We start from the raw sequence: 21,818 nt of genomic DNA on the forward strand, positions 1-21,818 counted from the left end.
GTCGTGCCAAACGGATCCGCGCGCTTGCCTGTGCAGGATCGCACGGTGCGCGCGCACGGCCTGCTGTTCAGAGGGTAGAACCCCGGAGGTCCGTCGGGAGGCGAATCGCCCGGCGGCGCGTCCGGGAGCGAGGCGATTCCGGGCGACGGCATGCCCGGGCCGGGCGAGAAGGGACGCGATGCGCGCGCTGCAGCCGAAGCTGTTCGGATATATCTGGCGGTACTCGAAGCGTGACCAGCTCACGATCTGCATCGTCGTCCTCGCCTCGCTGCCGTTCTACTTCGGGTCCCTCGATCTGCCGCGCCGGATCGTCAACGACGCGATCACCGGCAAGGCCTTCGAGAAGGGCAACGCCACCGCCCCCTTCCTCGACATCACCCTGCGCTGGCCGACCTGGCTCGGCGGCGGCACGAGCCAGGTCTTCTCCGGCTTCTCGGTCGGCCGCCTGGAGCTGCTCCTCGGCCTCTCGACCGTGTTCCTCTGCCTCGTCCTGATCAACGGCGGATTCAAGTACTGGATCAATCTGCAGAAGGGGATCCTGGGCGAGCGCATGCTGCGGCGCCTGCGCTTCCAGCTCTTCGCCCTGATGCTGCGCTTCTCGCCGGAGACGCAGGCCGAGGTGAAGGCCTCGGAGACCGCGACCATCATCCGCGACGAGGTCGAGCCGATCGGCTCCTTCATCGGCGACGCCATCGTGGTGCCGGTCTTCCTCGGCACCCAGGCGGCGACCGCCCTGGCCTTCATCCTGATGCAGAACGTCTGGCTCGGCCTCGTGGCGGGCGGGATGGTCGGCGTCCAGATCGTGGTGATCCCGCGCCTGCGCCGCGAGATCATCCGGCTGAGCCGGCGCCGCCAACTCGCCTCGCGCAACCTCGCGGGCCGGATCGGCGAGGTGCTGGAGGGGCTCGACACCGTCGTGGCCAACGGGGCGGGGCGCTGGGAGCGGGCCGAGATCGCGGGACGCCTGCACAGCCTGTACGACCTGCGCCTGCGCATCTACCGGCGCAAGTTCGCGGTGAAGTACCTCAACAACCTGCTGGCCCAGGTCACGCCGTTCCTGTTCTACGCCATCGGCGGCATGTTCGCCCTCAGGGGCGAGCTGGACATCGGCCAGCTCGTGGCCGTGCTCGCCGCCTATCGCGACCTGCCGCCGCCCCTGAAGGAGCTCATCGACTGGGACCAGCAGCGCCTCGACGTCGAGGTGAAGTACGAGACCGTGGCGGCCCATTTCGCGCCCCAGCGCCTGCGCCCGGAGGAGCATGCCACCGAGCCGCCGCCCGCCCGGCTCGGCACGCCGCTGCGGGCCGAGGGCCTGAGCCTCCGGGATCCGCAGGGCGGCTCGGCGATCGAGGTCGAGGATTTCAGCGTGGCGCTGCCCGTCCGGCTGGCCCTGCTCTCGCCCGGCAGCGGCGTCGCCCATCAGGTCGCGGCGGTCGCCGCGGGCCTGCAGCGACCGCTGGGCGGCCGCATCCGGATCGGCGCGCACGACGTCGCCGGCCTCCCCGAGGCGGTCCGCGCCCGGCACATCGCCTACGCGAGCGCGACGCCGGTGCTGTTTCCCGGTACCCTGCGCGACAACCTCCTGTACGGCCTGCACTGGGCGCCCGGGGACGAGGCGCGGGCCGAGGACAGGCGGCGGGCGGAGGCGCTCCGGACCGGCAATCCCGAGGAGACGGTCGACGAACCCTGGATCGACTACGCGGCCCTCGGCGTGGACGACGCGGCGGCCCTCGACGCGCGCATGCTGGACCTGCTCGGGCGCCTCGGCCTCGCGGACGACCTCTACCGCTTCGGCCTGCAGGCCCTCAGCTCGGTGACGCACGACACGCCCGTGGGCGCCCGCCTGATCGCGGCGCGGCAGCGCCTGCGCGACCATTTCGCGGAGGCCGGGACCGGCGGCCTCGTCATCCCCTTCGCGCGGGGCAGCTACAACGACCAGGCGACGGTCGCCGAGAACCTGCTCTTCGGGGTGCCGCGCGACCCGGCCCTGCGCGGGGCCGCCCTCGCGGCCGACCGGAGCGTGCGCGCGGCGCTGGCCCGGGCCGACATCCTCGACGACCTCGCCTGGATGGGCGTGCGCATCGCCCGCACCCTGATCGAGATCTTCGGCGACCTGCCGCCCGGCCACGCGCTCTACCGGCGCTTCTCGCTGATCGACCCCGACGACCTGCCCGACCTCGCCCGCCGCCTCTCCGGCATCGGCCGCGGCGGCCGGCTCGGCCCGAGCGACAGCGAGACCTTCCTGGCGCTCGCCCTGCCCTATATCGAGCCGCGCCAGCGCCTGGGCCTGCTCACGCCGGAGCTGCGCCACCGCATCGTCGGCGCCCGCGCCTTCGTGCAGGACGCCCTCGAGGGGCCGGACGGCCACGGCATCGAGCCCTACGACCCGACCCGGATCAACCCGCGCAGCTCCGTGCTCGACAACCTGCTGTTCGGGCGCATCGACATGGCGCGCATGCACGGCGAGGCCGAGATCCAGAAGCAGGTCCGGGCCGTCGTGCAGGAATTCGACCTCGAGGCGGGGATCCGGCGGCGCGGGCTCGACTTCGCGGTGGGCAATCGCGGCCGCCTCCTCAGCACCCGGCAGCAGGTCGCCGTCGATCTGGTGCGCGGGCTGCTGCGGCGGCCCGAGATCCTGATCGTGGACGGCGCGGCCTCCGCCCTCGAGGGCGGCGTCGGACGCTTGGTCGCGGCGCTCGAGCCGGACCTCACCGAGACCAGCCTGATCGCGGTGGCGGCCGACCCGGCCGAGGCGGAGGGCCTGCCGCATCGCCTCTTCCTCGCCCGGGAGCACGGCGGGCGCGTCGGCGCGCGCCTCACCGCGGCCGACGCCTGAGACCCGGCCTCCGGCACCGGGCGGAGTCCGGGTGGGACCGGGGCCTTGATCGCCATACAGCAAGTGCCTATTAGATACTTGCTGTATGGCTTGGGGCGGGCGATGGAGATCGAGCGGAGCATGCCGACTCACGTGGGGATCTTGCCCGGCCGCGGCGCCGGGGCGGGCGCGCCGTCGATGCGGCTCGATCCGCATCCGCGCACCCCGATCTCGGCGGCGCTGACGCTCGGGCTCGGCCCCCGCCTGCGCCGGCTCTACGCGTCGAGCCTGCGCGCGAAGGTGCCGGCGCATCTCCAGGCGCTCGTCTCCCGGCTCGAGGCCGCGTCGGACGCGCTCGACACCCTCGATCCGGACCGGTTCCGCGACGACCTCCTGACCCTGCTGCCCGACCTGCGCCGGTTCGCCCGCTCGATCGCGCCGGGATCGGACCAGGCCGACGACCTCGTCCAGGAGACGCTGCTGAAGGCGTGGCAGAACCAGGACCGCTACCGGCCGGGCAGCAACCTGAAGGCCTGGGCCTTCACCATCCTGCGCAACCAGTACTATTCGGAGAAGCGCCGGACGAAGCGGGAGGTCCCCGACGTCGACGGGGCCGCCGCCGGCCAGCTCGTCGCCCTCGCCGATCAGGTCCACAAGGTCGCCCTCGCGGATGTCTGGTCGCGCATCCAGGCGCTGCCCGCGCCGCAACAGGAGGCGCTCCTGCTCGTCGCCGCCCAGGGCATGACCTACGAGGAGGCCTCGGCGGTCCTCGGCTGCCAGGTCGGCACGGTGAAGAGCCGGGTCAGCCGGGCGCGCAGGAGCTTTCCCGACATCCTCGGCCTGCCCTGAGCCCGCCCTGCCCGGCGGGTCAGAGATGATGCCCGTCGAGGTGATGGGGGGCGCCGGCGTGATCGGCCAAGCCGACGAGCCCGACATCGGCGTGCACGCCCGCATCGCCGTGCCCGCCCCCGTCGGCCGGCGCGTGGCTCTGGGCCGGCGCGCTCGGGTGCGGCTTGTCCGAGGCGAAGACCAGCGTCCCGGTCGCATCGACGCTCGCCGCGGGCGGCTTTGCCGGACCCGGTCCGCCCTGGGCCGTCGGCCCGGCTGCCGGACCTGATCCCGGGTTGTCGGGCACCGGGTGGCCCGCATCGGCGGCCTTGGCCGGGCCGTGGGAGCCGCCGCCCGCATCGGCGGCCGGCGCGGCCGGCTCGGGCGCGGGCGAGCCCGCCGCGTCGGGCCGGGCGTGGCCGTCGCCACCGGTCGCTGCATCGCCCGCGGAACGGCCCCCGTCGGCGCCGGTCGCGGCGTGGGCCGCGGGCGCCGTCTCGGCCGCCGGGAGGGAAGCACCCCGGCCCCCGTCGGCCTGCGCCGGGTGGCCGTGACCCTCGGATTCCTTGCCCGGCGCCGGCGGGCCGGCGGCGTCGTGGGTCTCGCCGTCCGCAGGGCGCACGGCCGTCCCCGCATGAGCCGCGTCCGAAGCCTCGCCCGGGCCTTTGCCCGAGCCTTCGCCCGAACTCTCGACCGAGCCTTTGCCCGAGCTCTCGAGCGAGCCTTTGCCCGGGCCCTCGCCAGCGTGGTGGCCGTCCGCCCCGTGCCGCTCGGGTCCGGTCGCCAGCGATGCGTCGGCCGCGTGGTCGTGATGCCCCGGATCGCCGGCTCCGCCCTTGCCCTTCCCGGCGGAATCCGAATCGGTCGACGGCGTCACGGCCTGGGCCGATCCCGAGCCGTGCTCGGCCTTGCCGGACCGGTCCGCCTCGGACGCGCTCGCGGCCGTCTCGGCATCGCCATGCACGGTCGCGTGGATCCAGGAGGCTTGTGAACTGGCTTGTGAACTGGCCTGCGTGCTGGCCTGGGACGCGGCCTGCGCGCCGGTCCCCGCCCCGGACGCGTGCGCCGCCTCCGAAGCGGCCTCCGAAGCGGTCTGCGATCGGCCCGGCGCCGCGGCGTCCGCCGAACCGGAGGCGGCCGCGCCCGTCGATCCGGCGCCGTCGACCGCCGCGCCGGATTCCGCCGAGGCCGGAGAGCCCGCGGCCCGCGCCGTCCCGGCCTCGGCCGCGCCGGGACCCCGGCCCTCGGGCCCGGTCTGGGCGTGCGGCTGACCGAGCCCCAGGCCCGCGTGGTCGGGGCCGTCGTGCCCGGGATCGGGGCGGACGGGCTGGCTCGGGCCGGGTCCCCCCGTCGCGGCGGCCGCGGATCCCACCGCGCCGGGGCCCGGATGCGGATTCGGATCGGGTCCGAGGGACGCGCCCGACGTCACGGCGCGCGCCGCGCCGTCGGCCGAGGCCGCGGGCTCCGCCTGGATCGAGGCCGTCGCCTCGCCGCCCCCCTGCGGCCCGAAGCCCCGGCCGGAGGCGGCATCCGCCGCGACCGGGTCGGCGGCGAAGGCGTTCGCGGCGAAGATCATGGCCGAGAACACGAGGGCGTCGATCCGCTTGCGGTGGCCGTCATCCGCATCCGGCGCGCCCGGGCCGCCGGGCTCGGCCGCACGCGCGGCGGGCGTCGTGTCCGGCCGGGCGGCCGATGCCGGGCCGCCCTCCGGGCGCGCCGCCTCCGCCGCGACGGCGTCGTCCGGCGACAGGCTGAGCGCCGCGGCCGCGACGAGCGCCGCCAGCAGGGCGGCCGGATGGACCGTGAGCCGGGTGCCGTCGGCGCCCCGGGGAATGGGCAGGAGCTCGGGGTGGCGCTGCGCGACCTGATCGATGAGGGCGCGGAAATCGTCGCCGCGCACGGGCCCGTCGAGGACGTCGGAGGCGACGAGATAGCTGCCGTCGATCCGCGCGAAATGCATGATCGCGTCGCCGTCAGGCCGGCAGAAGACGAACCAGGGCTCGGCCTCGTCGCTCAGGCCCTGTTCGCTGGCGATCTGCAGCCCGGCCCGGATCAGGGCGGCCTCGACCCGATAGAACTCCGCGAGTTCCTGCTGCGACCAGCCGCCCCGGGTCGTCGCCGCGGGCCGGAAGAACGAGATCACCGCACTCATCTGGACCTCACCCGTCTGGACCCCACGATCGCGCCCGCCGCGACGCGCCGACGCGGGGACCGGCCGCCCCGGCGCATCGGCCACTGCCCGCGGACCGGAGGCCGCCGGAGGACGCGCGTCCGCTGCCGGATTCCCGTCCGTTCTCGGACGAAAGTCCGCCGCGGGCCACGCGACGGCAAGGGGGATCTACCGCTCATGGAAGCCGCGTCCCAGGGCCTCGAAGAAGGGGGCGACGAGATAGTCGAGGGCCGTCCGCTCGCCGGCGGAGACGACGATCTCGGCTGGCAGCCCGGCGATCAGGCGGGGCCGCACGTCCCCGGGCAGCGCGCGCTCGTCGATCTCCACGGTGCCGGCGAAATAGGCCTGCTTCGTCCCGTCGTCGATCAGGCGATCGCGCGAGACCGTGCTCAGCGTCCCGAAGATCGCCGGCATCCGGCGGGTCTGGAAGGCCGGGAACCGGATCTCGGCCCGCATTCCCGCATGGACGGCCTCAAGGTCGTTGGGCGCGAACTGGACGCTGATCACCAGCCTGTCGTTCGTCGGCACGATCTCCATCAGCGGCTCGCCCGAGCGGATCACCTGCCCGATCGTGTAGACCTTGAGGCCCTGGACCACGCCCTGGTGGGGGGCGCGGATCTCGTGGCGCCGGAGCACGTCCTGGGCGACGACGAGCTTCTCGCGCAGCTCGGTGATCCTCTGGCGGGTCTCCAGAAGCTGTGCGGTGAGCGTCTCCTGGAGCTTCTGGCGCAGCTGCGCCGCCTGCATGCCGGCCTCGTTGATGCCGTTCTGCGCCTTGGCCGTCTCGGCCACGGAGCGCCCGATCACGCCGTCGAGGCGGCTGCGCTCGCGCTCCATCGTCAGGATCCGCGAGAGCGGGATGAGGTCCTTCTCGCGCAGGCTGCGCAGACCCTCCAGCTCCTGCCGGATCAGGGCCACCTGCTGCTCGACCGAGGCCTTCTCGACCGCGAGGCCCGAGATCTCGGTCCGGAGCTGGGTCACCCGGGCCTCGATGAGCGCGAGCTGCGCCCCGAACGAGGCGCGCCGCTCCGACAGCTGGCTCGCTTGGTCGGCGATCAGGCGGGCGAGGCCGGGCTCCCCGCGCCGCGCCGCGATCTCGGGCGGCAGCGCGAGGTCGGCGGTCTGGTCCTGCTCGGCGCGCAGCCGCGCTTCCAGGATCAGGGCCGCGTCGAGCTGACCGCGGAACAGGTCCGCGCTGGCGCGGGACTGCACGGGATCGACGCGCATCAGGACCTCGCCGGCCTGGACGGCCTGCCCGTCGCGGACCAAGACCGCCTCGACGATGCCGCCCTCGAGGTGCTGGACGACCTTGCGGCTGCCCTCGGCGACGATCACCCCGGGGCTGATCACCGCCCGGTCGAGGCGCGCGACGGCGGCCCAGGTGCCGCAGACGCCGAAGGTCGCGACGATGAGCGCGTAGCCGGCCGCCGCGTACCAGCGCCAGTCCATCAGCCCCGGGATGTGGGACGACCCGGCTGCGGCGCCGAATCGGGCGAAGGGCCGGGTCCGGGGTTCGGCGCCGGCTTTCGCGAAGGGTTCGGCGACGGGCAGGGCCAGCGTCTCGGTCGGCGGCGTGGCCATCGCTCACCCCGCGTTCCGTTGCGCGTCGGCGGCGTGCCGGGGCTCGGCCGTCCCGGAGCCGCCGACGAGGGTCGGGACCGGCCGGGGGCCGGCGACCTGCGCGAGCACCTGCTCGGCCGCGCCGAAGCTCTGCACCCCGCCGCCGCTCATCACCAGGATCCAGTCGGCCTCGGTCAGCAGGGCGACCTTGTGGGTCACGATCAGGATCGTCGCGCCCGCCTGCCGCAGATCCGCCACGGCCCGCATCAGGGCGGCCTCGCCCGCCTGGTCGAGGCTGGCATTGGGCTCGTCGAGCACGACGAGGCTGGGATCGCCGTAGAGCGCGCGGGCCAGGGCGATGCGCTGGCGCTGCCCGCCGGACAGGCCGTGCCCGCCCCGGCCGACGAGCGTGTCGTACCCGTCGGGCAGGGATTGGACCAGTGCGTGGCAGCCCGCCCGCCGGGCCGCCGCGAGGACGTCCGCGTCGTCGGCGTCGGCGAACCGCGCGATGTTCTGCGCCACCGTGCCGTCGAACAGCTCCACGTCCTGGGGCAGGTAGCCGACATGGTGACCGAGCGCCTGCTGGTCCCAGTGCCGGAGGTCCGACCCGTCGATGCGCAGGCTGCCGCTCGCGAGGGGCCAGATCCCCGTGACGGCCCGGACGAGGGTCGACTTGCCCGCGCCGCTCGGGCCGATGATCCCCACGACGCTGCCCGGCTCGAGGCGGAAGCCGACGTCGTGCAGGATCGGCCGGCCGGAGCCGGGCGCCGCGACGCAGACGCCCTCGGCCTCGATCAGGCCCCGGGGTCGCGGCAGCGCCAGCCGGCGCGGCGGGGGGCCTGCCACCGCCACGAGTTCCCTCAGGCGGCGGTAGCTCGCCCGGGCCGCGATGAAGCCCTTCCAGTTGCCGACCACCGATTCGATCGGCGCCAGCGTCCGGCCGATCACGATCGAGGCGGCGATCAGCGACCCGGCGGAGATCTCCCGGTGGATCGCGAGGTAGGCGCCGGCGCCGAGGACCAGAGTCTGCAGGAGCATGCGCACGAACTTGGTCGTGGCCACGATGAGGCCGGCCCGGTCGCTGGCCCGGGCCTGGAGACCCAGCACGCCGTCGTGGCGATCGCGCCAGAGGCCCCGCATGGCCGCGAGCATGCCCATGGCCTGGAGGACCTCCCCGTTCCGGAGGGTCGACGCGGCCTGCTGGCCGGCCTCCCGGGAGGCCCGGTTGGCGGCGTCGAGGAGGCGCCGCGTGGCCCATTCGTTGAGCAGCGTCAGTCCCAGGATGATGCCCCCGCCCAGCAGCGCCATCCAGCCGAACCAGGGATGGAGCACGAAGCAGGCGAGCAGGAAGATCGGGGTCCAGGGCAGGTCGCAGAAGGCCAGGATGCCGCCGCCGGTCAGGAACTCGCGCAGGACGTCCACGTCGCGCAGGGCGGTCTCGTGCTGCGCGCCGGGCCGCAGCAGCGTCCCGCGATGCGCCGCATCGAAGACCGGATCGGCGATGGCGCGGTCGAAGATCAGGCCGCCCCGCACCAGGAGGCGCGCCCGGAGCATGTCCAGAGCCGCGTAGACGGCCAGCGCGAAGGCCGCGATCAGGGTGATGCCGACGAGGGTCGTCTCGCTACGGCTGGGCAGGACCCGGTCGTAGATCTGGAGCATGTAGAGCGGGCTGACGAAGAGCAGCAGGTTGATGAAGCATCCGAAGATCACGGCCGTGGCCAGGACCGGCCGCAGCGCGCGCAGGCCCGTATCCAGCGCCGGTCGCAATGCGGGATCAGCCATGATGCGCCTCGCCCGGATCGGGTTCTACGGAGCTCCGGACCGATCGGAGCCCCGGCACGGAGCCGATTTCGCGCCGAAGGGATCCGAAATCGGGAAGACGGACGCCGGGGCCGGCAAGTCGAGAGCCGGGCGATGCTTGGCCGCTTCCCCGTTCAGGTCGGCACGGGACGTTGCGCACGCACGGATCATCTCTGCCGCCCTCGACGATCATCCTGCCAGGGTCGGGATAATAGCGCGCGCGCAGCGTGTTCCAAGCATCCCGCCAAGCATCCCGCCAAGCATCCCGTCAGGCCTTCCTCCAAACGTCCCGCGGGCGGTCGCGGCGACGCCGCCCCGGCTCCCGTCTGGACACGGCGCGCCGGTTCCGGGTATATAGTTTTCACTGTACAAGCGTGTCGCCGCGACGGGGCGCGCGGGCAGGAGGGACCGACTCCCGTGTATGCTCATCACCAACGCCTGGATTCCGAAGGGGTGCTGGAACTGCGCCGGGAGGGCGGCCGGTACCTCAAGGAACTCCGCGAGGCGCGCGGCCTCTCGCAGCGGCAGCTCGCCGCGCTGGTCGGCGCCGACTACTACACCTTCATCTCGCAGCTCGAGACCGGCCGCGGCCGCATCCCGCCCGACCGCTACCGGGCCTGGGCGGAGGCGCTCGGCGTCGATGCCCGGGACCTCGTCCGGAACCTGATGCGGTTCTACGATCCGATGACCCACGAGATCCTGTTCGGCGAGGCGCCCGCGGCGTAGCGCGCCCGACGGCGTTCCGGACATCCCAGGCGTTCCGGGCGTCGCGTCGGCCCGCGACCGCTCAGGGCACCCGGCACCGCAGGGCATCGGCGGCCTCGACCACGCTGAGCGCGCGCCGCCGGATCTCGAGGGGCACATCCGGCCGCTCCGACACGGACGCCGCCTCGCGCTTCAGCGTCGCGTCGCAGGCGCAGGAGCGGTAGCCGGCCGCGTCGTAGCAGGCGTCGTGGTGCATGCAGGCGGTGTCGAGCGCGTCGGTCGGCGCCAGCCCGTCGCCCCGCTGGCCCGCGCCGCAGTAATTGCCGTGGAACAGCTCCGTGCCGGCCAGGACGTTGCCGAGGTCGCCCGCCCGCGGCACAGGCGCCTCGGCGCGACCGCCCGGATTGAGGTCGTTGGCCGGTCCGCCCGCCTTGGACGCGGATCCGCGCAGGGCCTTCGGGATGCTCGACCGGGTGTCCGGCTCGTTCAGCGGCTCGCCCGCCCGCGCGTTCGGATCCGACAGATCCGGCAGGGGCGGCGGCGGCCCCGGCCGCGCGCCGTCCTCCTCCGTGGCCGGCACCTCCTCGACGACGGGCTGGGCCTGGGCCGCGAGCGGGCCCGAGACGAGGACGAGGACCAGGAACGCGCGGATCAGGACGTGCATGACGGCTCGGGCTGCGAAACGGCCCCAGGAACTCGGATCCTGGCCGCACCGTTCCGGGGCCCGCTTCGCGCGGTGGGGAGTGGGGCCCCGCCGCCGCGACCGGGCCGGCGACCCGGGCCTGGCCGGTCTCGAGCCGCGCTCAGACGATGCGGATCGACAGGTCCGGCAGGCCTTCGAGCCGGGCGTGCAGCACGTCGCCGCGCACCACCGGCCCGACGTTCTCGGGCGTGCCCGAGTAGATGAGGTCGCCGGCCTTGAGCGCGAAGGCTTCGGAGAGCTTGGCGATCTGCTCCGCCACGCTCCAGATCATCTTGTCGAGGTCGGCGTTCTGGCGCAGCGTCCCGTTCACCGCGAGCGAGATCGCCCCCCGGCTCAGGTGCCCCACCTGCGAGACCGGGTGGATCGGCCCGATCACGGCGGCCTGATCGAAGCTCTTGCCGATCTCCCAGGGTTTCTTCTGCGCGGCCATCGCGTTCTGGAGGTCGCGCCGGGTCATGTCGAGGCCGAGCGCGTAGCCGTAGACGTGGTCGAGGGCCCGCTCCGGCGGGATGTTCACGCCGCCCGATCTGAGCGCCGCCACCAGCTCGACCTCGTGGTGGTAGTTCTGCGTCAGCGTCGGGTAGGGATGGTCGGCGACCGCGCCCGCGGGCACGACCTGGATCGCGTCGGTCGGCTTCTGGAAGAAGAACGGCGGCTCGCGGGTCGGGTCGGAACCGCGCTCGATCGCGTGGGCGGCGTAGTTGCGCCCGATGCAGTAGATGCGCCGCACCGGGAACACCGCGCGCTCGCCCGCGATCGGGACGGTGACGACCGGCAGCGCGAAGAGCGTCTCGCTCCCGGATTCCGCCGCGGCGGGGGTGCCGATGGCCGCGGAGGCGGCGGCCAGGGCCAGCAGATCGCGTCGGGATGCCGTCATGAGCTCTCCTATCCCCACGGATGGCCGCGCGCCGCGGACGCGCCCTCCGGCCGGGACTAGCGCGCCCGAGGCACCGGGGCAAACGGCGGCTCGGCCGCGTCAGGCCGGCGCGAAGGGCGCGAGGCCCACGCCCGCCGCCTCGAGGCGGGCCCGCACCGTGCGGGCGGTGGCCACGGCATGGGCGGAATCGCCGTGGACGCAGATCGAGCGGATCGGGGTCGGCAGGCGCGTGCCCGCGGCGGTGACGATCGCCCCGGCCTCCACCATGGCGAGCACCCGGTCGGCCGCCGCCTCGGCATCAGTGATCAGGGCGCCGGGGCTGCCCCGCGGGATGAGCTGGCCGTCCTCGGTATAGCCGCGGTCGGCGAAGATCTCCTGATGCACGGCGAGCCCCTGCGCCTGCCCCGCCGGCACCTGGGCGGTGAGCGCGATGGCGAGCAGCGCGAGGCGCGGGTCGACCGCCCGCACCGCCCGCGCCACGGCGTCGGCGACGTCCCGCTCGGCCGCGGCGACGTTGGCGAGCGCCCCGTGCGCCTTCACGTAGGTGATGCGGTGGCCCGCATAGGTCGCGAGCGCCTGCGCGGCGCCGACCTGATAGGCCACGAGCCGCTCGATCTCGGCGGGCGTGAACGGGATCCGGCGCCGGCCGAAGCCCCAGAGGTCCGGGAAGCCCGGATGGGCGCCCACCGCGACGCCCCGCTCCCGGGCGAGCCGGAAGGTCGCCGCCATGATCTCCGGATCGCCCGCGTGCAGGCCGCAGGCGACGTTGGCCGAGGTGACGAGGCCGAGCATGGCCGCGTCGTCGCCGCAGGCATAGGCGCCGTAGCCCTCGCCGAGATCGGCGTTGAGATCGATCTCAGGCATGTCCCTCCTCCGCGCGCCTCGGTCGGCTCTGGCCGGCACTGTAGCAGACCCCCTGCCGGCCTGCGCACCCGGCGGGGGCGGCGCCTCATCCGACGACGCCGTCGATGAGGTTGCGGCCGAGCAGGAACTCGGAGCTGAACTCGGTGCGGACCACCGGCTCCAGGGCGACGGGCGGCTCCAGCGCCGCGGCTTCGGCGCGACGGGCCGCCACCGCCTCGGCGACCGGGACGGCGCGGAAGCGCAGGCGCGTTCTCGCCTGCGCCTGGGCGAGCCGGCCGAGATCGGCCCCGATCACGGTTGCGATCTTCGGGTAGCCGCCGGTCGGCTGGCGGTCGGCCATCAGGACGATCGGCAGGCCCTCGCCCGGAACCTGGATCGCCCCCATGGCGATGCCGTCCGAGACGATGTCGTGGCCGGCCGCGTGCCGGAGCGGCGTGCCGTCGAGGAAGCAGGCCATGCGGTCGCCCTTCGGCGTGACCGTCCAGTCGCGCGCGAGGAAGGCCGCGATCTCGGGGCTCGCGAAGGCGTCGTCCTGCGGCCCGAGCACGACGCGGATCGTCTCCGGCGGGCGCTCGAGCCAGGGGACGACGAGGGCGCCGGGCTCGCCGAGGCCGGCGCGGGCCTCGGCCACCGCGAGCCCGTCGCCCGCCGCGAGGGCGCGGCCGTCGAGCCCGCCGAAGCCGGAGCGGGTGTGGGTCGCGGTGGAGCCGAGCACCGGCGCCACCGCGATCCGGCCGGCCACCGCGAGGTAGCACCACGCCCCCGCCCGCCCCGCCCGCAGGGTCAGCGTCATGCCGGGGCGCAGGGTCAGCGCGGCGGCGGGCGGCAGCGGCCGGCCGTCGCAATCGATCCGGAAGCGTCCGCCCGCCAGTGCGAGATCGAGGGGGGCGTCCTCAACAGTGAGGCTGAGGCCGCCCAGCCCGACCTCGATGGCGGTGGCGCCCGGCGGGTTGCCCAGCGCCCGGTTGGCGGTGGCGTAGGCCAGGGGATCCATCGGCCCGGCCGGGGTGATGCCGTAGCGCATGGCGCCGCGGCGCCCCGCGTCCTGAAGCGTCGCGCCGCCGCGGGTCGCGAGGATGCGCAGGGTCGGCAAAAGGCTCATTGCGCCCTCCGGGCCACGATCTCGCCCCGGGCGGCGCGCGCCTCGAGGGCCGCGAAGGTCTCCGCGTCCACCGGCTCGAAGCGCAGCGTGTCGCCGCTCTCGATCAGGAAGGCCGGGTCGCGCCCCTCGGCGAACAGGCGTTCCGGCGTGCGGCCGAGGACGTACCAGCCGGTCGGCATCGGGAAGGTGCCGATGGCCGCGAGCCCGCCGCCGATCATCACGGCGCCGGGCGGGTGGGGCGGGCGCGGGGTCGGGCGGCGCGGCAGGGCGAGCGCGTCGGGCAGGCCGCCGAGATAGGCGAAGCCCGGCGCGAACCCGTACATGTAGACCCGGTAGGCGGCGCCCGCGTGCAGGGCGGCGACGGAGGCCGCATCGCGCCCGGCACGGCCTGCCGCCTCGGCGATGTCCTCACCCAGCGCCGGGTCGTAGCAGCACGGGATGGTCCAGCCCCGGCCGGCGGGGCGTGGCGCGCCGCGATCCGCGAGGCGGGCCTCCACCGCGGCGACCAGGGCCTCGCGGGACAGCACGAGCGGGTCGTAGTGGATCATCAGCGAGCGGTAGGTCGGCACCGATTCGGCGAGGCCCCGTGGCGGGTCGGCGGCCAGGGCGGCGTCGAGGGCGAGCACCCGGTCGTTGATCGCCGGATCGACCCGCCGGCCGAATTCCACCACCAGGGCCGCCTCGCCCGCGTCGAGGAAGCGGGGCCGTGGCGCCGTGTCCGCTCCGGGTTCCGTCATGGGGCCTCCGCCTCGGGACACGTCCGCACCGAACCGTCGGTCCGCCGGGGCACGCTCCCAAACCCCGCCGGTCCGGGCGCGATCCCGGGCGGCCGGCGAGGAGCCCAGGTTATCGGTCCGGTGCAAGCGGAAGGCCAGCGACGGCGGTGACGGATTCCGATGTCCCGTCCGGGGATCGAGGCTTGATCCGGGCCGAACGGCCGGAGCGCCGGCCCGCTCGGAGTGGCCGGCCTCTCGGCACGGCCGACCGGCCGGGAGCGACCCCGCACGGGCTCCGTGCGGGTGACGACGATGGGGGGGCGACCTCCCTCGGAGGCAGGCCGCGCTCTCCGCGGGTCCCCATGACCGGCCGTGGGCGCGAAGACGCCATCGGGCCGGCCCCGAGGGCGTCTTCGGCTGTAACCGCGTGACGAGCCCCGGCGAAACCAGTGCGTGAGGGCGATCGGGCAGTGATTCCGCCGCGCGACAGCCCGGAAGCGAATGGAATTCGGTCGCCGGCCCCTGATCGGGCGGGCGATCGACAGGATATCGGGGCTGCACAAGGCTTCATCCAGGCTTCGCGGCCCGCGATTGCCGGAGAGACTGGATTTCTCGCGGCGGAGACGGGGATCCGGCTCGGGACGTCCGCCTACACAGCCGTCGAGAGTGTCCACGCGCTCCAACGGTCCGGGATCGAGGCCCGAACCAATCCGGCCACCACGTTCCCGCCGGGATCGATCAGGGGGTTTCATCATGCCGCGGTCTGAATCCGAACCCTCCGACCGCCCCGCGAACCGCGGCCGGCCGCTCGACCGTCCCCTGTCCGGTCGGCGCTGATGTCCGGGTCGGCATCTGCTGCGGGCCCCGCGGCGCGGCAGCCGACGGCCACGCCGCGCCGGCTGCATCCCTGGCCGGTGCGGATCATGCACTGGACGAACGCCGTGGCGATGGTGGTGCTGATCGGCTCCGGCTGGGGCATCTACGACGATTCCGTCATCATCCACGGCCTCTTCTTCCCCCAGGCGATCCGGATCGGCTCCTGGGCGGCCGAGAGCCTGCTCTGGCACTTCGCCGCGATGTGGGTGCTGGCCGCCAACGGCGCCGCCTACCTGCTCTACGGCCTCGCGACCGGCCGCCTGCGCGAGCGCCTCCTGCCGATCCGCCCCGGCGACGTGGTGCGGACGGTGCGCGACACGCTGCGCCTCAAGCTCGCGCACGAGGACCTGACGACCTACAACGCCGTGCAGAAGATCCTCTACATCGTCGCGATCCTGGCCGGGATCGGCCAGGTCGTCAGCGGCCTGGCCATCTGGAAGCCGGTTCAGTTCTCCGGCCTCGTCGACCTGCTCGGCGGGTTCCAGGGCGCGCGCCTCGTGCATTTCGCCGGCATGGCGGTCCTGGTCGGCTTCCTCGCCATCCACGTGGTGCTCGCCCTGCTCGTGCCGCGCACGCTCTGGGCGATGCTGACGGGCGGCCCCGTCCGCCCGCCATCGCCTGCCGCCCCGCTGAAGGAGGCCGCCCGATGAGATCGCCCTTCCGTCCCCCCACGGTGCCGGATGCCGGCATTCTCGACGACCACCGCCCGCTGCTCCGGCGGATCGAGCGCCGCGGCCTCCTGCGCGGAGGCCTGTCGCTCGGCGCGCTCACGATGCTGACGGGCTGCGACGTGACCGACACCACCGCGGTGGGACGGGCCCTCCGCGCCGTCTCCGACATGAACGACGGCATCCAGGCCGCCCTGTTCGATCCTCGGAAGCTCGCCCCCGAATACCCGGCCTCAGAGGTGCTGAAGCCGCCGCGCTTCAACGCCTATTACGACGTCGAGGCGGTGAAGCCGGTCGACGGCGAGGCGTGGCGGCTCGAACTCGCCGGGCTCGTCTCCGACAAGCGGCCCTGGACGCGTCGACAGATCGCGGAATTGCCCGAGCGCGAGATCATCATCCGCCACGTCTGCGTGGAGGGCTGGGACTATATCGGGCAGTGGTCGGGCGTGCCGCTGCGCACCTTCCTGGAGCGGGTCGGTGCCGACCTCACCGCCAAGTACGTCGCCTTCAAGACGGCGGACGACTACCCGAGCAGCATCGACATGGCCAGCGCGCTGCACCCGCAGACGCTGCTCGCCACGAAATACGCCGGCGAGGCGCTGCCGGATCCCTACGGCTACCCGCTGCGCCTGCGCACCGCGGTCAAGCTCGGCTTCAAGAACCCGAAGTGGATCACGGCCATCGAGGTCACCAATACCTATCCCGGCGGCTACTGGGAGAGCCGGGGCTTCAACTGGTTCGCCGGCCTATGAGGGCCTCGGCGACCCGCGGCCGCCTCGGGGCCTGCTGCCTCGCGCTGGCCCTCTCCGCCTCGGCGCAGGCGCAGATGGCGGCGTCCCCGCCCGATCCCGACCCGATGCCGAGGCCCGGCCCGGCAGCGCCCGAGAGAGCGGATCGCGCGGCCAAGCGCTTTCCCCAGCCGGTGCGCGTCGGCGATCTCGCCGGCCGCCTCCTGCTCAAGCCGGAGGCGGCCCAGCCCGTCCTCGGGCGCGTGACGGGGCTCGCGCGGCGCGGAGAGGGGGCCGCCGAGATGATCGTGCGCCTCGACGGGGCGCTGGGGCTGGGCTGGCTCGGCCTGCGGCAGGTCGCCTGGCCCGGGCTCGGACCTCGGCTCGTGGCCGTGCCGGTCGATGCGGTGGCGCTCCTGGGCGAGCACGTCGCCCTGATCGACCTGACGCCCGAGCGCCTGCGCGCCCTGCCGACCTTCGCGCCTGGCTCCGCCACCGAGATCCCGCCCGACGAGACGATCCGCGTCGGACTCGTCCGGCCCTTCCATTGACCGGAGCGGGATCCTTGGAGAGGGCGGGAGGATCCGAGTCCGAACCGGCCGCGGCCTGCCCGGCGCAGGACGTCCGGGCCGCGCGCGCCGTCGACGAGCCCGGGGAGGCGCCGTCCGGGTCCTTCCCGCTGGCGGCCTACTTGACCCGCTGGGCTGCCTGCACGCACCATGATCTCGCGGCCTCGGACGCGCAGACGCTTCCGCTCGCCGCCTTGCTGCGGCTTGCCGGCCCGGAGGATGTCCTGCGCTGGCGGAACGTCGATCTCGGCTATGCCGACCCGCGCGGCGCCCCCTGGCTGCGCGCCGCGATCGCCGCCCGCTACGCGGGCCTCGCGCCGGACGACGTGCTCGTCAGCGCCGGCGTTCAGGAAGCGGTCGCCTGCGTCCTGCGCGCGCTGCTCGGCCCGGAGGATCACGCGATCGTGGTGGTTCCGGTCTACCAACCCTCGGAGATGGCGGTGACGGGCCTCTGCGACGCGAGCGGCATCTCCCTCGATCCCGGCCGGGGCTGGCGCCTCGACCTCGACCGCCTCGCCGCCGCGATCCGCCCGAATACGCGGCTGGTGCTGGTGAACTTTCCCAACAGCCCGACCGGGGCGACCCTGGACCCCGCGGCGCTGAACGACCTAGAGTCCCTCTGCCGCGCCCGCGGGATCTGGCTCGTCAACGACGAGGTCTATCGCCAGACCGACGCGGACCCGGAGCGCGCCGCCCCGCCCGTCGTGGACCTGTACGAGCGCGGGATCTCGATCAACGGACTGTCGAAGGGCTTCGGGCTGCCGGGCCTGCGCGTCGGCTGGGTCGCCTGCCGCGATCGCGGCGCCCTGGACAGGATCCTCGCCGTCAAGAGCCTGCTGTCGAGCTGCCTCGCCGGCCCGAGCGAGGTGCTGGCGCATGTCGCGCTGCGGGCCGAGGCGCGCCTCACCGGCCGGGCCCGCGCCATCGGGGCCCGCAACCGCGACCGCCTGCGTGCCCTGCTCGCCCGCCATCCGGGCCTGTTCGAGCCGGACGAGCCCCGGAACCTCGCCTTCGCGTGTCCCCGTTTCCGCGGGCGGGAGGGCGCGACCGCGTTCGCCCGGCGGCTCGCAGCCGAGGCCGGCCTCCTCGTGCTGCCCTCCGGGCTGTGGCGCTCGTCGCTGGCGCCCGTCCCCGAGGATCGCCTGCGCCTCGGCCTCGGCCGGCACGGCTGCGGCCGGGCCCTCGCGATCCTGGAGGACCGCCTCCTGCAGTGCGGCCACCGATGAGCGCGGGGCGGGAGCGCGACCGCGGCGCCGCGGCGATCGCCGGGCGTTCCGGCGCGATCCTGCGCGGGATCGGGCGCGTGGCGCGCGGGCTCGTCCGCGGCATCGGGCTCGGTCTCGGCGCCGTCGCGCTGCTCGCCCTCGGCATCCTGTTCCTGAACTACGGCGTGCTCTCGACGCCGCAGGCCCGCGCCTACCGCGACCTCGACCCCGCCGTCCCGGAATGCCGCGAGGGCCTTCGGACCGGCTGGACCATCTTCAGCGAGGCCCGCCCCGGCCTCACGACCTCGTCCATGCTCGACCAGGAGACCTTTCGCGACCCGACCAACGACGAGAGCGCCCTCCGTGACGACCCGCGCTGGCGGACGCGGCTGCGCTGCGCCCTGCAGCGGCACGTGATCCCGTCGCAGCGCGGCGAGCGGCCGCTGGGCTACACGCTGGGCTTCGTCGAGTTCAAGGAGGACGGCGAGCCCTACGCCCTGGTGTCGCGCGCCGGCGGCAGCGACCGCGCCATCGACAGCGCCATGCTGCGCCACGCGATGGAGGGGGAGATGCGCGCCCGCGGCGCGCCGGCGACGGGGCTCAAGCCCGTCATCACGCAGCTCGATGCCCTGGCCCAGCACCTCGCCACCGGCCGCCACTACGTCATCGCCTTCGTGCACGGCTGGCGCCACGATGCCCGGATCGGCGACGCCAACGTCGCGGACCTGCGCTTCTACGCGGCGCACGCCGCCCGCTTCCTGCGCGAGCGGTGCCGCACCGATCCCGGCGCCTGCGAGACCGAGGTGACGGCCGTCTATCTCGGCTGGCGCGGCGCCCGGGTCGACGAGCGCGGCCTGCGCGACCGGTTCGGCGCGGTGCTCGGCGGCGTCTTCGGCGACCTCTCCGCGGCGGCGACGCTGTTCGATCGCAAGCCCGTGAGCGAGGCGATCGCACCGGCGGCGGTCTCGGCGCTGCGCAGCATCGAGGCGACCCTCAGGCGGCCGGGCGCGGACGGCGCCGACCGGCACAACAAGCTCGTGGTGGCGGGCCACAGCCTCGGCGGCAACATGCTGGCGACGGGGCTGAAGGACGACCTCCTGAAGGCCGTGCGGCGCCATCGCTTCGGCGAGACCCTGCCGCCGGTGCTCGGCGACCTCGTCGTCCTGATCAACCCGGCCGCCGAGGCGAGCAAGTGGACGGCGGTCCAGCGCGCCGTCTGGGAGCGCGCCGTCCTGCCGGCGGATCCGGGCGCCGCGCCCGACGAGGTGGCGCGCGACAGCGGCCTGTTCCCGATCGACCAGCGCCCGGTGGTGATGTCGGTCACCGCGGCCCTCGCCTTCCCGGCGGGCGGGCTGCGGCCGGGCGACTGCGCCTGGATCGATCTCGATGTCGACGACGGGTTCCGGGAGGCGCGGGCGCGCATCAAGCAGCGCATCGCCGGCACCGACGCCATGTTCAACGCCGGCGTCGATTACGATTGGGCGACCCACGACCTGTTCCCGACCTTCAAGTTCGACTTCCGTCCGGCCGCGGGCTTCCTCGAACGCACGGCCGCCCGCATCGAGCACCGGGCGCCGCACGGCATGAGCTGCGCGGCCCCGCGCGAGCCCGGGCTCGTCGACGGCCTCCTGACGCTGCCCCTGCGGGCCCTATCGGTCCTGGCCGCGACCTTCCCGTTCCAGATCAGCCTGCCGGAGGAATCGCACACGATCGGCAATCTCGACCCGCCGCGGCCGGCCGCCGGGGTGCTCGCCGACGCGCGGGCCTCGGGCGCGCCGTTCGGCACCACGCACGAGATGCTGGGCCTCGCGGCGACCGGCGCGGAGCGGTACCACGCCTACGCGACGCTGGCGGACGCGGACATCGATTGCCCGCGCACGACCCGCTGGCTGACGCGGGCCCGGCAGCGACGGAGCGCGGAATTCGGGCTCGGATGGGACAGCCAGGATCTGGCGCCTCCGGCGGCCGGGATCGACGGCCAGGGCACGCCCGCGGTGCGCTTCCAGCACGGCCTGCCCCTGACCGGCATCGCCCCGATCACGCTGGGCAACGACCCGTTCTGGAACGTGCGCGCGTTCGACAACGCGCTGTCGCGCCACGACGGCTACCGGCTGTCCTCGTTCATCTGCGCGCTGAGCCAGCTCGTGATGGACGACGTCACGGGGCCGCCGCCCGCGCGCGCGGGCCTAGCCGCTCCGGCACCCTGAGCCGCCGCGCCGGAGGGCCGGAGCGGCGGCACGGCAGGGCGTGTCCTGGGGCGGGCGCCGGCCTGTCGTCCCGGATCCGGACGATCCCGTCGGGATGGCGGATCCGGGCTTCGCGCCAGCGCCGCGCAGGGCGTCACTTCTGTTTGGCGATCACCTTGTCCTTGATCCCGTCATAGACGTTCTGCGGGATGATCTTCTTCGAGACGAGCTCGTCCTTGCCGCGATAGGGCCGGCCCTTGATGATCGCGGCCGAACGGGCGGCGCCGATGCCCGGGAGGGCGTCGAGCTCGGCCGCGCTCGCGCTGTTGAGATCGACCAGCATGCCCTTCGCGGCGTTCGGCGGCCCGGCGACGGGCGCGCTCGGCGCAGTCGGGGCGGTCGGCGCGCTCGGAGCGGCCGGCATGGGCTTCGTCGGCGTCGCGGGGCTCGGCGTCTGGGCGAGCGCCGGCGCGGCGGCGAAGGCCCCGAGCAGGGCGAGGGCGCGCAGGGTGGGGCGGAGGGCTGGGATCATGGACGGTCTCCCGGGAAGGGTGCGGTCACCGCTGCGGGGACCGACGGTCGCAGGCTGGGCGCCCACGCTTGAACCGGGCCTTAACGCCGGCGACGGGCCGGGCCGGAGCCGCGGGCCGGGAGGGGCGTCCACGGTCCGCGGATTCCGCTCTAGCCAGCGGGCCGCCGCGCGGTTATAAGCGCGCCCTCGAATCTCCGTATCATGCGGTGCGTGAGGCGATCCTCTCCGGGGAGCCGCCCGCGCGCCGCATTGCCGACATCGACCGAGCGAGGATTGATCCCATGGCCGTTCCGAAGCGAAAGACCTCCCCCTCGCGGCGCGGCATGCGCCGCTCCGCCGACGCACTGAAGGCCCCGACCTATGTCGAGGACAAGGATTCGGGCGAGCTGCGCCGTCCGCACCACATCGACCTGAAGACCGGGATGTACCGCGGCCGTCAGGTGCTGAAGGTGAAGTCGGCCGAGGCCTGATTCGCCGGAACCGCGCTCCGCCGCGGTCGCGCGATCCTGGACAGCCCGGGTGCCGCCCTTCCGCGAGGGCGGGACCCGGGCTGTCCGCGTTTCGGACCGCCGGTCGTCGGGCCCACTTGTGCCGGAGCGGTCTCAGGCCACGCGCTGCTGGGCCGCCGCGTAGGCGGCGACGGCCCGGCCCGCCCGCTCCCGGCGGGAGGGCCGCAGGGTGGGATCGGCGCCGACGATCAGCTGGGCGATGAAATCGGCGGCGGGCCGAGCCGGGCCGGCCTTCCTTGTGGCGAGTGTCGCGGCGGGCTCGGCGCTTTCCAGGACGGCGACGGCGCGGGCCTGTCGCGCATCGGCCGGCGCCGGTTCCCGGTTCGGCGGAGTCCCGTTTCCGGTCGTGACGGGCCGGATCCGTGCCGGTCCGGGAATACGTGCCTCGATCCGAAGCATGGCCAC

At 74.5% G+C, this 21,818-nt stretch carries 19 protein-coding genes; 9 read left to right on the forward strand and 10 right to left on the reverse strand.

The window, feature by feature from the left end:
* Positions 1–178: 178 nt before the first annotated feature.
* Both ACS5RC_RS00225 and ACS5RC_RS00230 read left to right on the forward strand, forming a co-directional pair.
* Entirely contained in the window at positions 179–2,836 is a 2,658-nt protein-coding gene (locus ACS5RC_RS00225; RefSeq protein ID WP_478341821.1) for an ABC transporter transmembrane domain-containing protein, read from the forward strand.
* 120 nt (positions 2,837–2,956) lie between these two features.
* Positions 2,957–3,664 carry a sigma-70 family RNA polymerase sigma factor gene (locus tag ACS5RC_RS00230; protein ID WP_478341822.1) on the forward strand — a complete coding sequence of 236 codons (708 nt, stop codon included), beginning with the start codon at positions 2,957–2,959 and terminating at the stop codon, positions 3,662–3,664.
* Positions 3,665–3,683: 19 nt separating this feature from the next.
* Here ACS5RC_RS00230 and ACS5RC_RS00235 read toward each other — a convergent pair whose 3' ends face one another.
* From ACS5RC_RS00235 to ACS5RC_RS00245, 3 genes are all read right to left on the reverse strand, one after another.
* Positions 3,684–5,795: a hypothetical protein gene (locus ACS5RC_RS00235; RefSeq protein ID WP_478341823.1), complete on the reverse strand. Its 2,112-nt coding sequence runs from the start codon at positions 5,793–5,795 to the stop codon at positions 3,684–3,686.
* 186 nt (positions 5,796–5,981) lie between these two features.
* The gene (locus ACS5RC_RS00240; protein WP_478341824.1) at positions 5,982–7,394 is read right to left on the reverse strand and encodes an HlyD family type I secretion periplasmic adaptor subunit; all 1,413 of its coding nucleotides are present in this window, start codon (positions 7,392–7,394) and stop codon (positions 5,982–5,984) included.
* 3 nt (positions 7,395–7,397) lie between these two features.
* Positions 7,398–9,155 carry a type I secretion system permease/ATPase gene (locus tag ACS5RC_RS00245; protein ID WP_478341825.1) on the reverse strand — a complete coding sequence of 586 codons (1,758 nt, stop codon included), beginning with the start codon at positions 9,153–9,155 and terminating at the stop codon, positions 7,398–7,400.
* 435 nt (positions 9,156–9,590) lie between these two features.
* Here ACS5RC_RS00245 and ACS5RC_RS00250 point away from each other — a divergent pair, with 435 nt between their 5' ends.
* Positions 9,591–9,899, forward strand: a complete 309-nt coding sequence (locus ACS5RC_RS00250; protein WP_478341826.1) for a helix-turn-helix domain-containing protein — start codon at positions 9,591–9,593, stop codon at positions 9,897–9,899.
* Between the two features lie 61 nt (positions 9,900–9,960).
* Here the strand turns inward: ACS5RC_RS00250 and ACS5RC_RS00255 are convergent, their stop codons facing one another.
* The 5 genes from ACS5RC_RS00255 to ACS5RC_RS00275 form a co-directional block, all read right to left on the reverse strand.
* Positions 9,961–10,542, reverse strand: a complete 582-nt coding sequence (locus ACS5RC_RS00255) for a phospholipase A2 family protein (protein WP_478341827.1) — start codon at positions 10,540–10,542, stop codon at positions 9,961–9,963.
* A gap of 139 nt (positions 10,543–10,681) precedes the next feature.
* The gene (locus ACS5RC_RS00260; protein WP_478341828.1) at positions 10,682–11,458 is read right to left on the reverse strand and encodes a fumarylacetoacetate hydrolase family protein; all 777 of its coding nucleotides are present in this window, start codon (positions 11,456–11,458) and stop codon (positions 10,682–10,684) included.
* Between the two features lie 99 nt (positions 11,459–11,557).
* Positions 11,558–12,322, reverse strand: a complete 765-nt coding sequence (locus tag ACS5RC_RS00265) for a 5-oxoprolinase subunit PxpA (RefSeq protein ID WP_478341829.1) — start codon at positions 12,320–12,322, stop codon at positions 11,558–11,560.
* Between the two features lie 85 nt (positions 12,323–12,407).
* Entirely contained in the window at positions 12,408–13,424 is a 1,017-nt protein-coding gene (locus ACS5RC_RS00270) for a 5-oxoprolinase subunit C family protein (protein ID WP_478341830.1), read from the reverse strand.
* On the reverse strand, positions 13,421–14,161 hold the full coding sequence (locus ACS5RC_RS00275; protein ID WP_478341831.1) for a 5-oxoprolinase subunit B family protein: 741 nt from the start codon (positions 14,159–14,161) through the stop codon (positions 13,421–13,423). Before ACS5RC_RS00275 ends, ACS5RC_RS00270 begins: the two co-directional genes overlap by 4 nt.
* A gap of 815 nt (positions 14,162–14,976) precedes the next feature.
* On the opposite strand from ACS5RC_RS00275, the gene ACS5RC_RS00280 reads away from it, so the two are divergent.
* Genes ACS5RC_RS00280 through ACS5RC_RS00300 form a run of 5 tightly spaced genes read left to right on the forward strand, consistent with a single transcriptional unit; the run spans position 14,977 to position 20,393 of the window.
* Positions 14,977–15,666: a cytochrome b/b6 domain-containing protein gene (locus tag ACS5RC_RS00280; RefSeq protein WP_478341832.1), complete on the forward strand. Its 690-nt coding sequence runs from the start codon at positions 14,977–14,979 to the stop codon at positions 15,664–15,666.
* Positions 15,663–16,436: a molybdopterin-dependent oxidoreductase gene (locus ACS5RC_RS00285; protein WP_478341833.1), complete on the forward strand. Its 774-nt coding sequence runs from the start codon at positions 15,663–15,665 to the stop codon at positions 16,434–16,436. The genes ACS5RC_RS00280 and ACS5RC_RS00285 overlap by 4 nt, the downstream gene beginning before the upstream one ends.
* A complete protein-coding gene (locus ACS5RC_RS00290) occupies positions 16,433–16,963 on the forward strand; it encodes a hypothetical protein (protein WP_478341834.1) in 531 nt (176 codons plus the stop codon). Before ACS5RC_RS00285 ends, ACS5RC_RS00290 begins: the two co-directional genes overlap by 4 nt.
* A 14-nt stretch (positions 16,964–16,977) precedes the next feature.
* Complete coding sequence (locus tag ACS5RC_RS00295) at positions 16,978–18,207, forward strand: pyridoxal phosphate-dependent aminotransferase (protein WP_478341835.1); 1,230 nt, start codon at positions 16,978–16,980, stop codon at positions 18,205–18,207.
* On the forward strand, positions 18,204–20,393 hold the full coding sequence (locus ACS5RC_RS00300) for a hypothetical protein (RefSeq protein WP_478341836.1): 2,190 nt from the start codon (positions 18,204–18,206) through the stop codon (positions 20,391–20,393). The genes ACS5RC_RS00295 and ACS5RC_RS00300 overlap by 4 nt, the downstream gene beginning before the upstream one ends.
* 133 nt (positions 20,394–20,526) lie before the next feature.
* On the opposite strand, the gene ACS5RC_RS00305 is transcribed toward ACS5RC_RS00300, so the two are convergent.
* Positions 20,527–20,904, reverse strand: a complete 378-nt coding sequence (locus ACS5RC_RS00305) for a ComEA family DNA-binding protein (protein ID WP_478341837.1) — start codon at positions 20,902–20,904, stop codon at positions 20,527–20,529.
* 281 nt (positions 20,905–21,185) lie between these two features.
* Between ACS5RC_RS00305 and rpmF the strand changes: the two genes are divergently transcribed.
* On the forward strand, positions 21,186–21,374 hold the full coding sequence (gene rpmF, locus ACS5RC_RS00310) for a 50S ribosomal protein L32 (protein WP_003601373.1): 189 nt from the start codon (positions 21,186–21,188) through the stop codon (positions 21,372–21,374).
* Positions 21,375–21,506: 132 nt separating this feature from the next.
* Here the strand turns inward: rpmF and ACS5RC_RS00315 are convergent, their stop codons facing one another.
* On the reverse strand, positions 21,507–21,812 hold the full coding sequence (locus ACS5RC_RS00315) for a hypothetical protein (protein ID WP_478341838.1): 306 nt from the start codon (positions 21,810–21,812) through the stop codon (positions 21,507–21,509).
* Positions 21,813–21,818: the final 6 nt, after the last annotated feature.

Source organism: Methylobacterium sp. HJ2 (genome assembly GCF_056431005.1).

Coding starts and splice junctions, on each gene's coding strand:
- ACS5RC_RS00240 (WP_478341824.1), bottom strand. CDS start 7,394: ATGGCCACGCCGCCGACCGAGACGCTGGCCCTGCCCGTCGCCGAACCC.
- ACS5RC_RS00300 (WP_478341836.1), top strand. CDS start 18,204: ATGAGCGCGGGGCGGGAGCGCGACCGCGGCGCCGCGGCGATCGCCGGG.
- rpmF (WP_003601373.1), top strand. CDS start 21,186: ATGGCCGTTCCGAAGCGAAAGACCTCCCCCTCGCGGCGCGGCATGCGC.
- ACS5RC_RS00230 (WP_478341822.1), top strand. CDS start 2,957: ATGCCGACTCACGTGGGGATCTTGCCCGGCCGCGGCGCCGGGGCGGGC.
- ACS5RC_RS00265 (WP_478341829.1), bottom strand. CDS start 12,322: ATGCCTGAGATCGATCTCAACGCCGATCTCGGCGAGGGCTACGGCGCC.
- ACS5RC_RS00260 (WP_478341828.1), bottom strand. CDS start 11,458: ATGACGGCATCCCGACGCGATCTGCTGGCCCTGGCCGCCGCCTCCGCG.
- ACS5RC_RS00275 (WP_478341831.1), bottom strand. CDS start 14,161: ATGACGGAACCCGGAGCGGACACGGCGCCACGGCCCCGCTTCCTCGAC.
- ACS5RC_RS00225 (WP_478341821.1), top strand. CDS start 179: ATGCGCGCGCTGCAGCCGAAGCTGTTCGGATATATCTGGCGGTACTCG.
- ACS5RC_RS00245 (WP_478341825.1), bottom strand. CDS start 9,155: ATGGCTGATCCCGCATTGCGACCGGCGCTGGATACGGGCCTGCGCGCG.
- ACS5RC_RS00305 (WP_478341837.1), bottom strand. CDS start 20,904: ATGATCCCAGCCCTCCGCCCCACCCTGCGCGCCCTCGCCCTGCTCGGG.
- ACS5RC_RS00290 (WP_478341834.1), top strand. CDS start 16,433: ATGAGGGCCTCGGCGACCCGCGGCCGCCTCGGGGCCTGCTGCCTCGCG.
- ACS5RC_RS00235 (WP_478341823.1), bottom strand. CDS start 5,795: ATGAGTGCGGTGATCTCGTTCTTCCGGCCCGCGGCGACGACCCGGGGC.
- ACS5RC_RS00255 (WP_478341827.1), bottom strand. CDS start 10,542: ATGCACGTCCTGATCCGCGCGTTCCTGGTCCTCGTCCTCGTCTCGGGC.
- ACS5RC_RS00280 (WP_478341832.1), top strand. CDS start 14,977: ATGTCCGGGTCGGCATCTGCTGCGGGCCCCGCGGCGCGGCAGCCGACG.
- ACS5RC_RS00270 (WP_478341830.1), bottom strand. CDS start 13,424: ATGAGCCTTTTGCCGACCCTGCGCATCCTCGCGACCCGCGGCGGCGCG.
- ACS5RC_RS00315 (WP_478341838.1), bottom strand. CDS start 21,812: ATGCTTCGGATCGAGGCACGTATTCCCGGACCGGCACGGATCCGGCCC.
- ACS5RC_RS00285 (WP_478341833.1), top strand. CDS start 15,663: ATGAGATCGCCCTTCCGTCCCCCCACGGTGCCGGATGCCGGCATTCTC.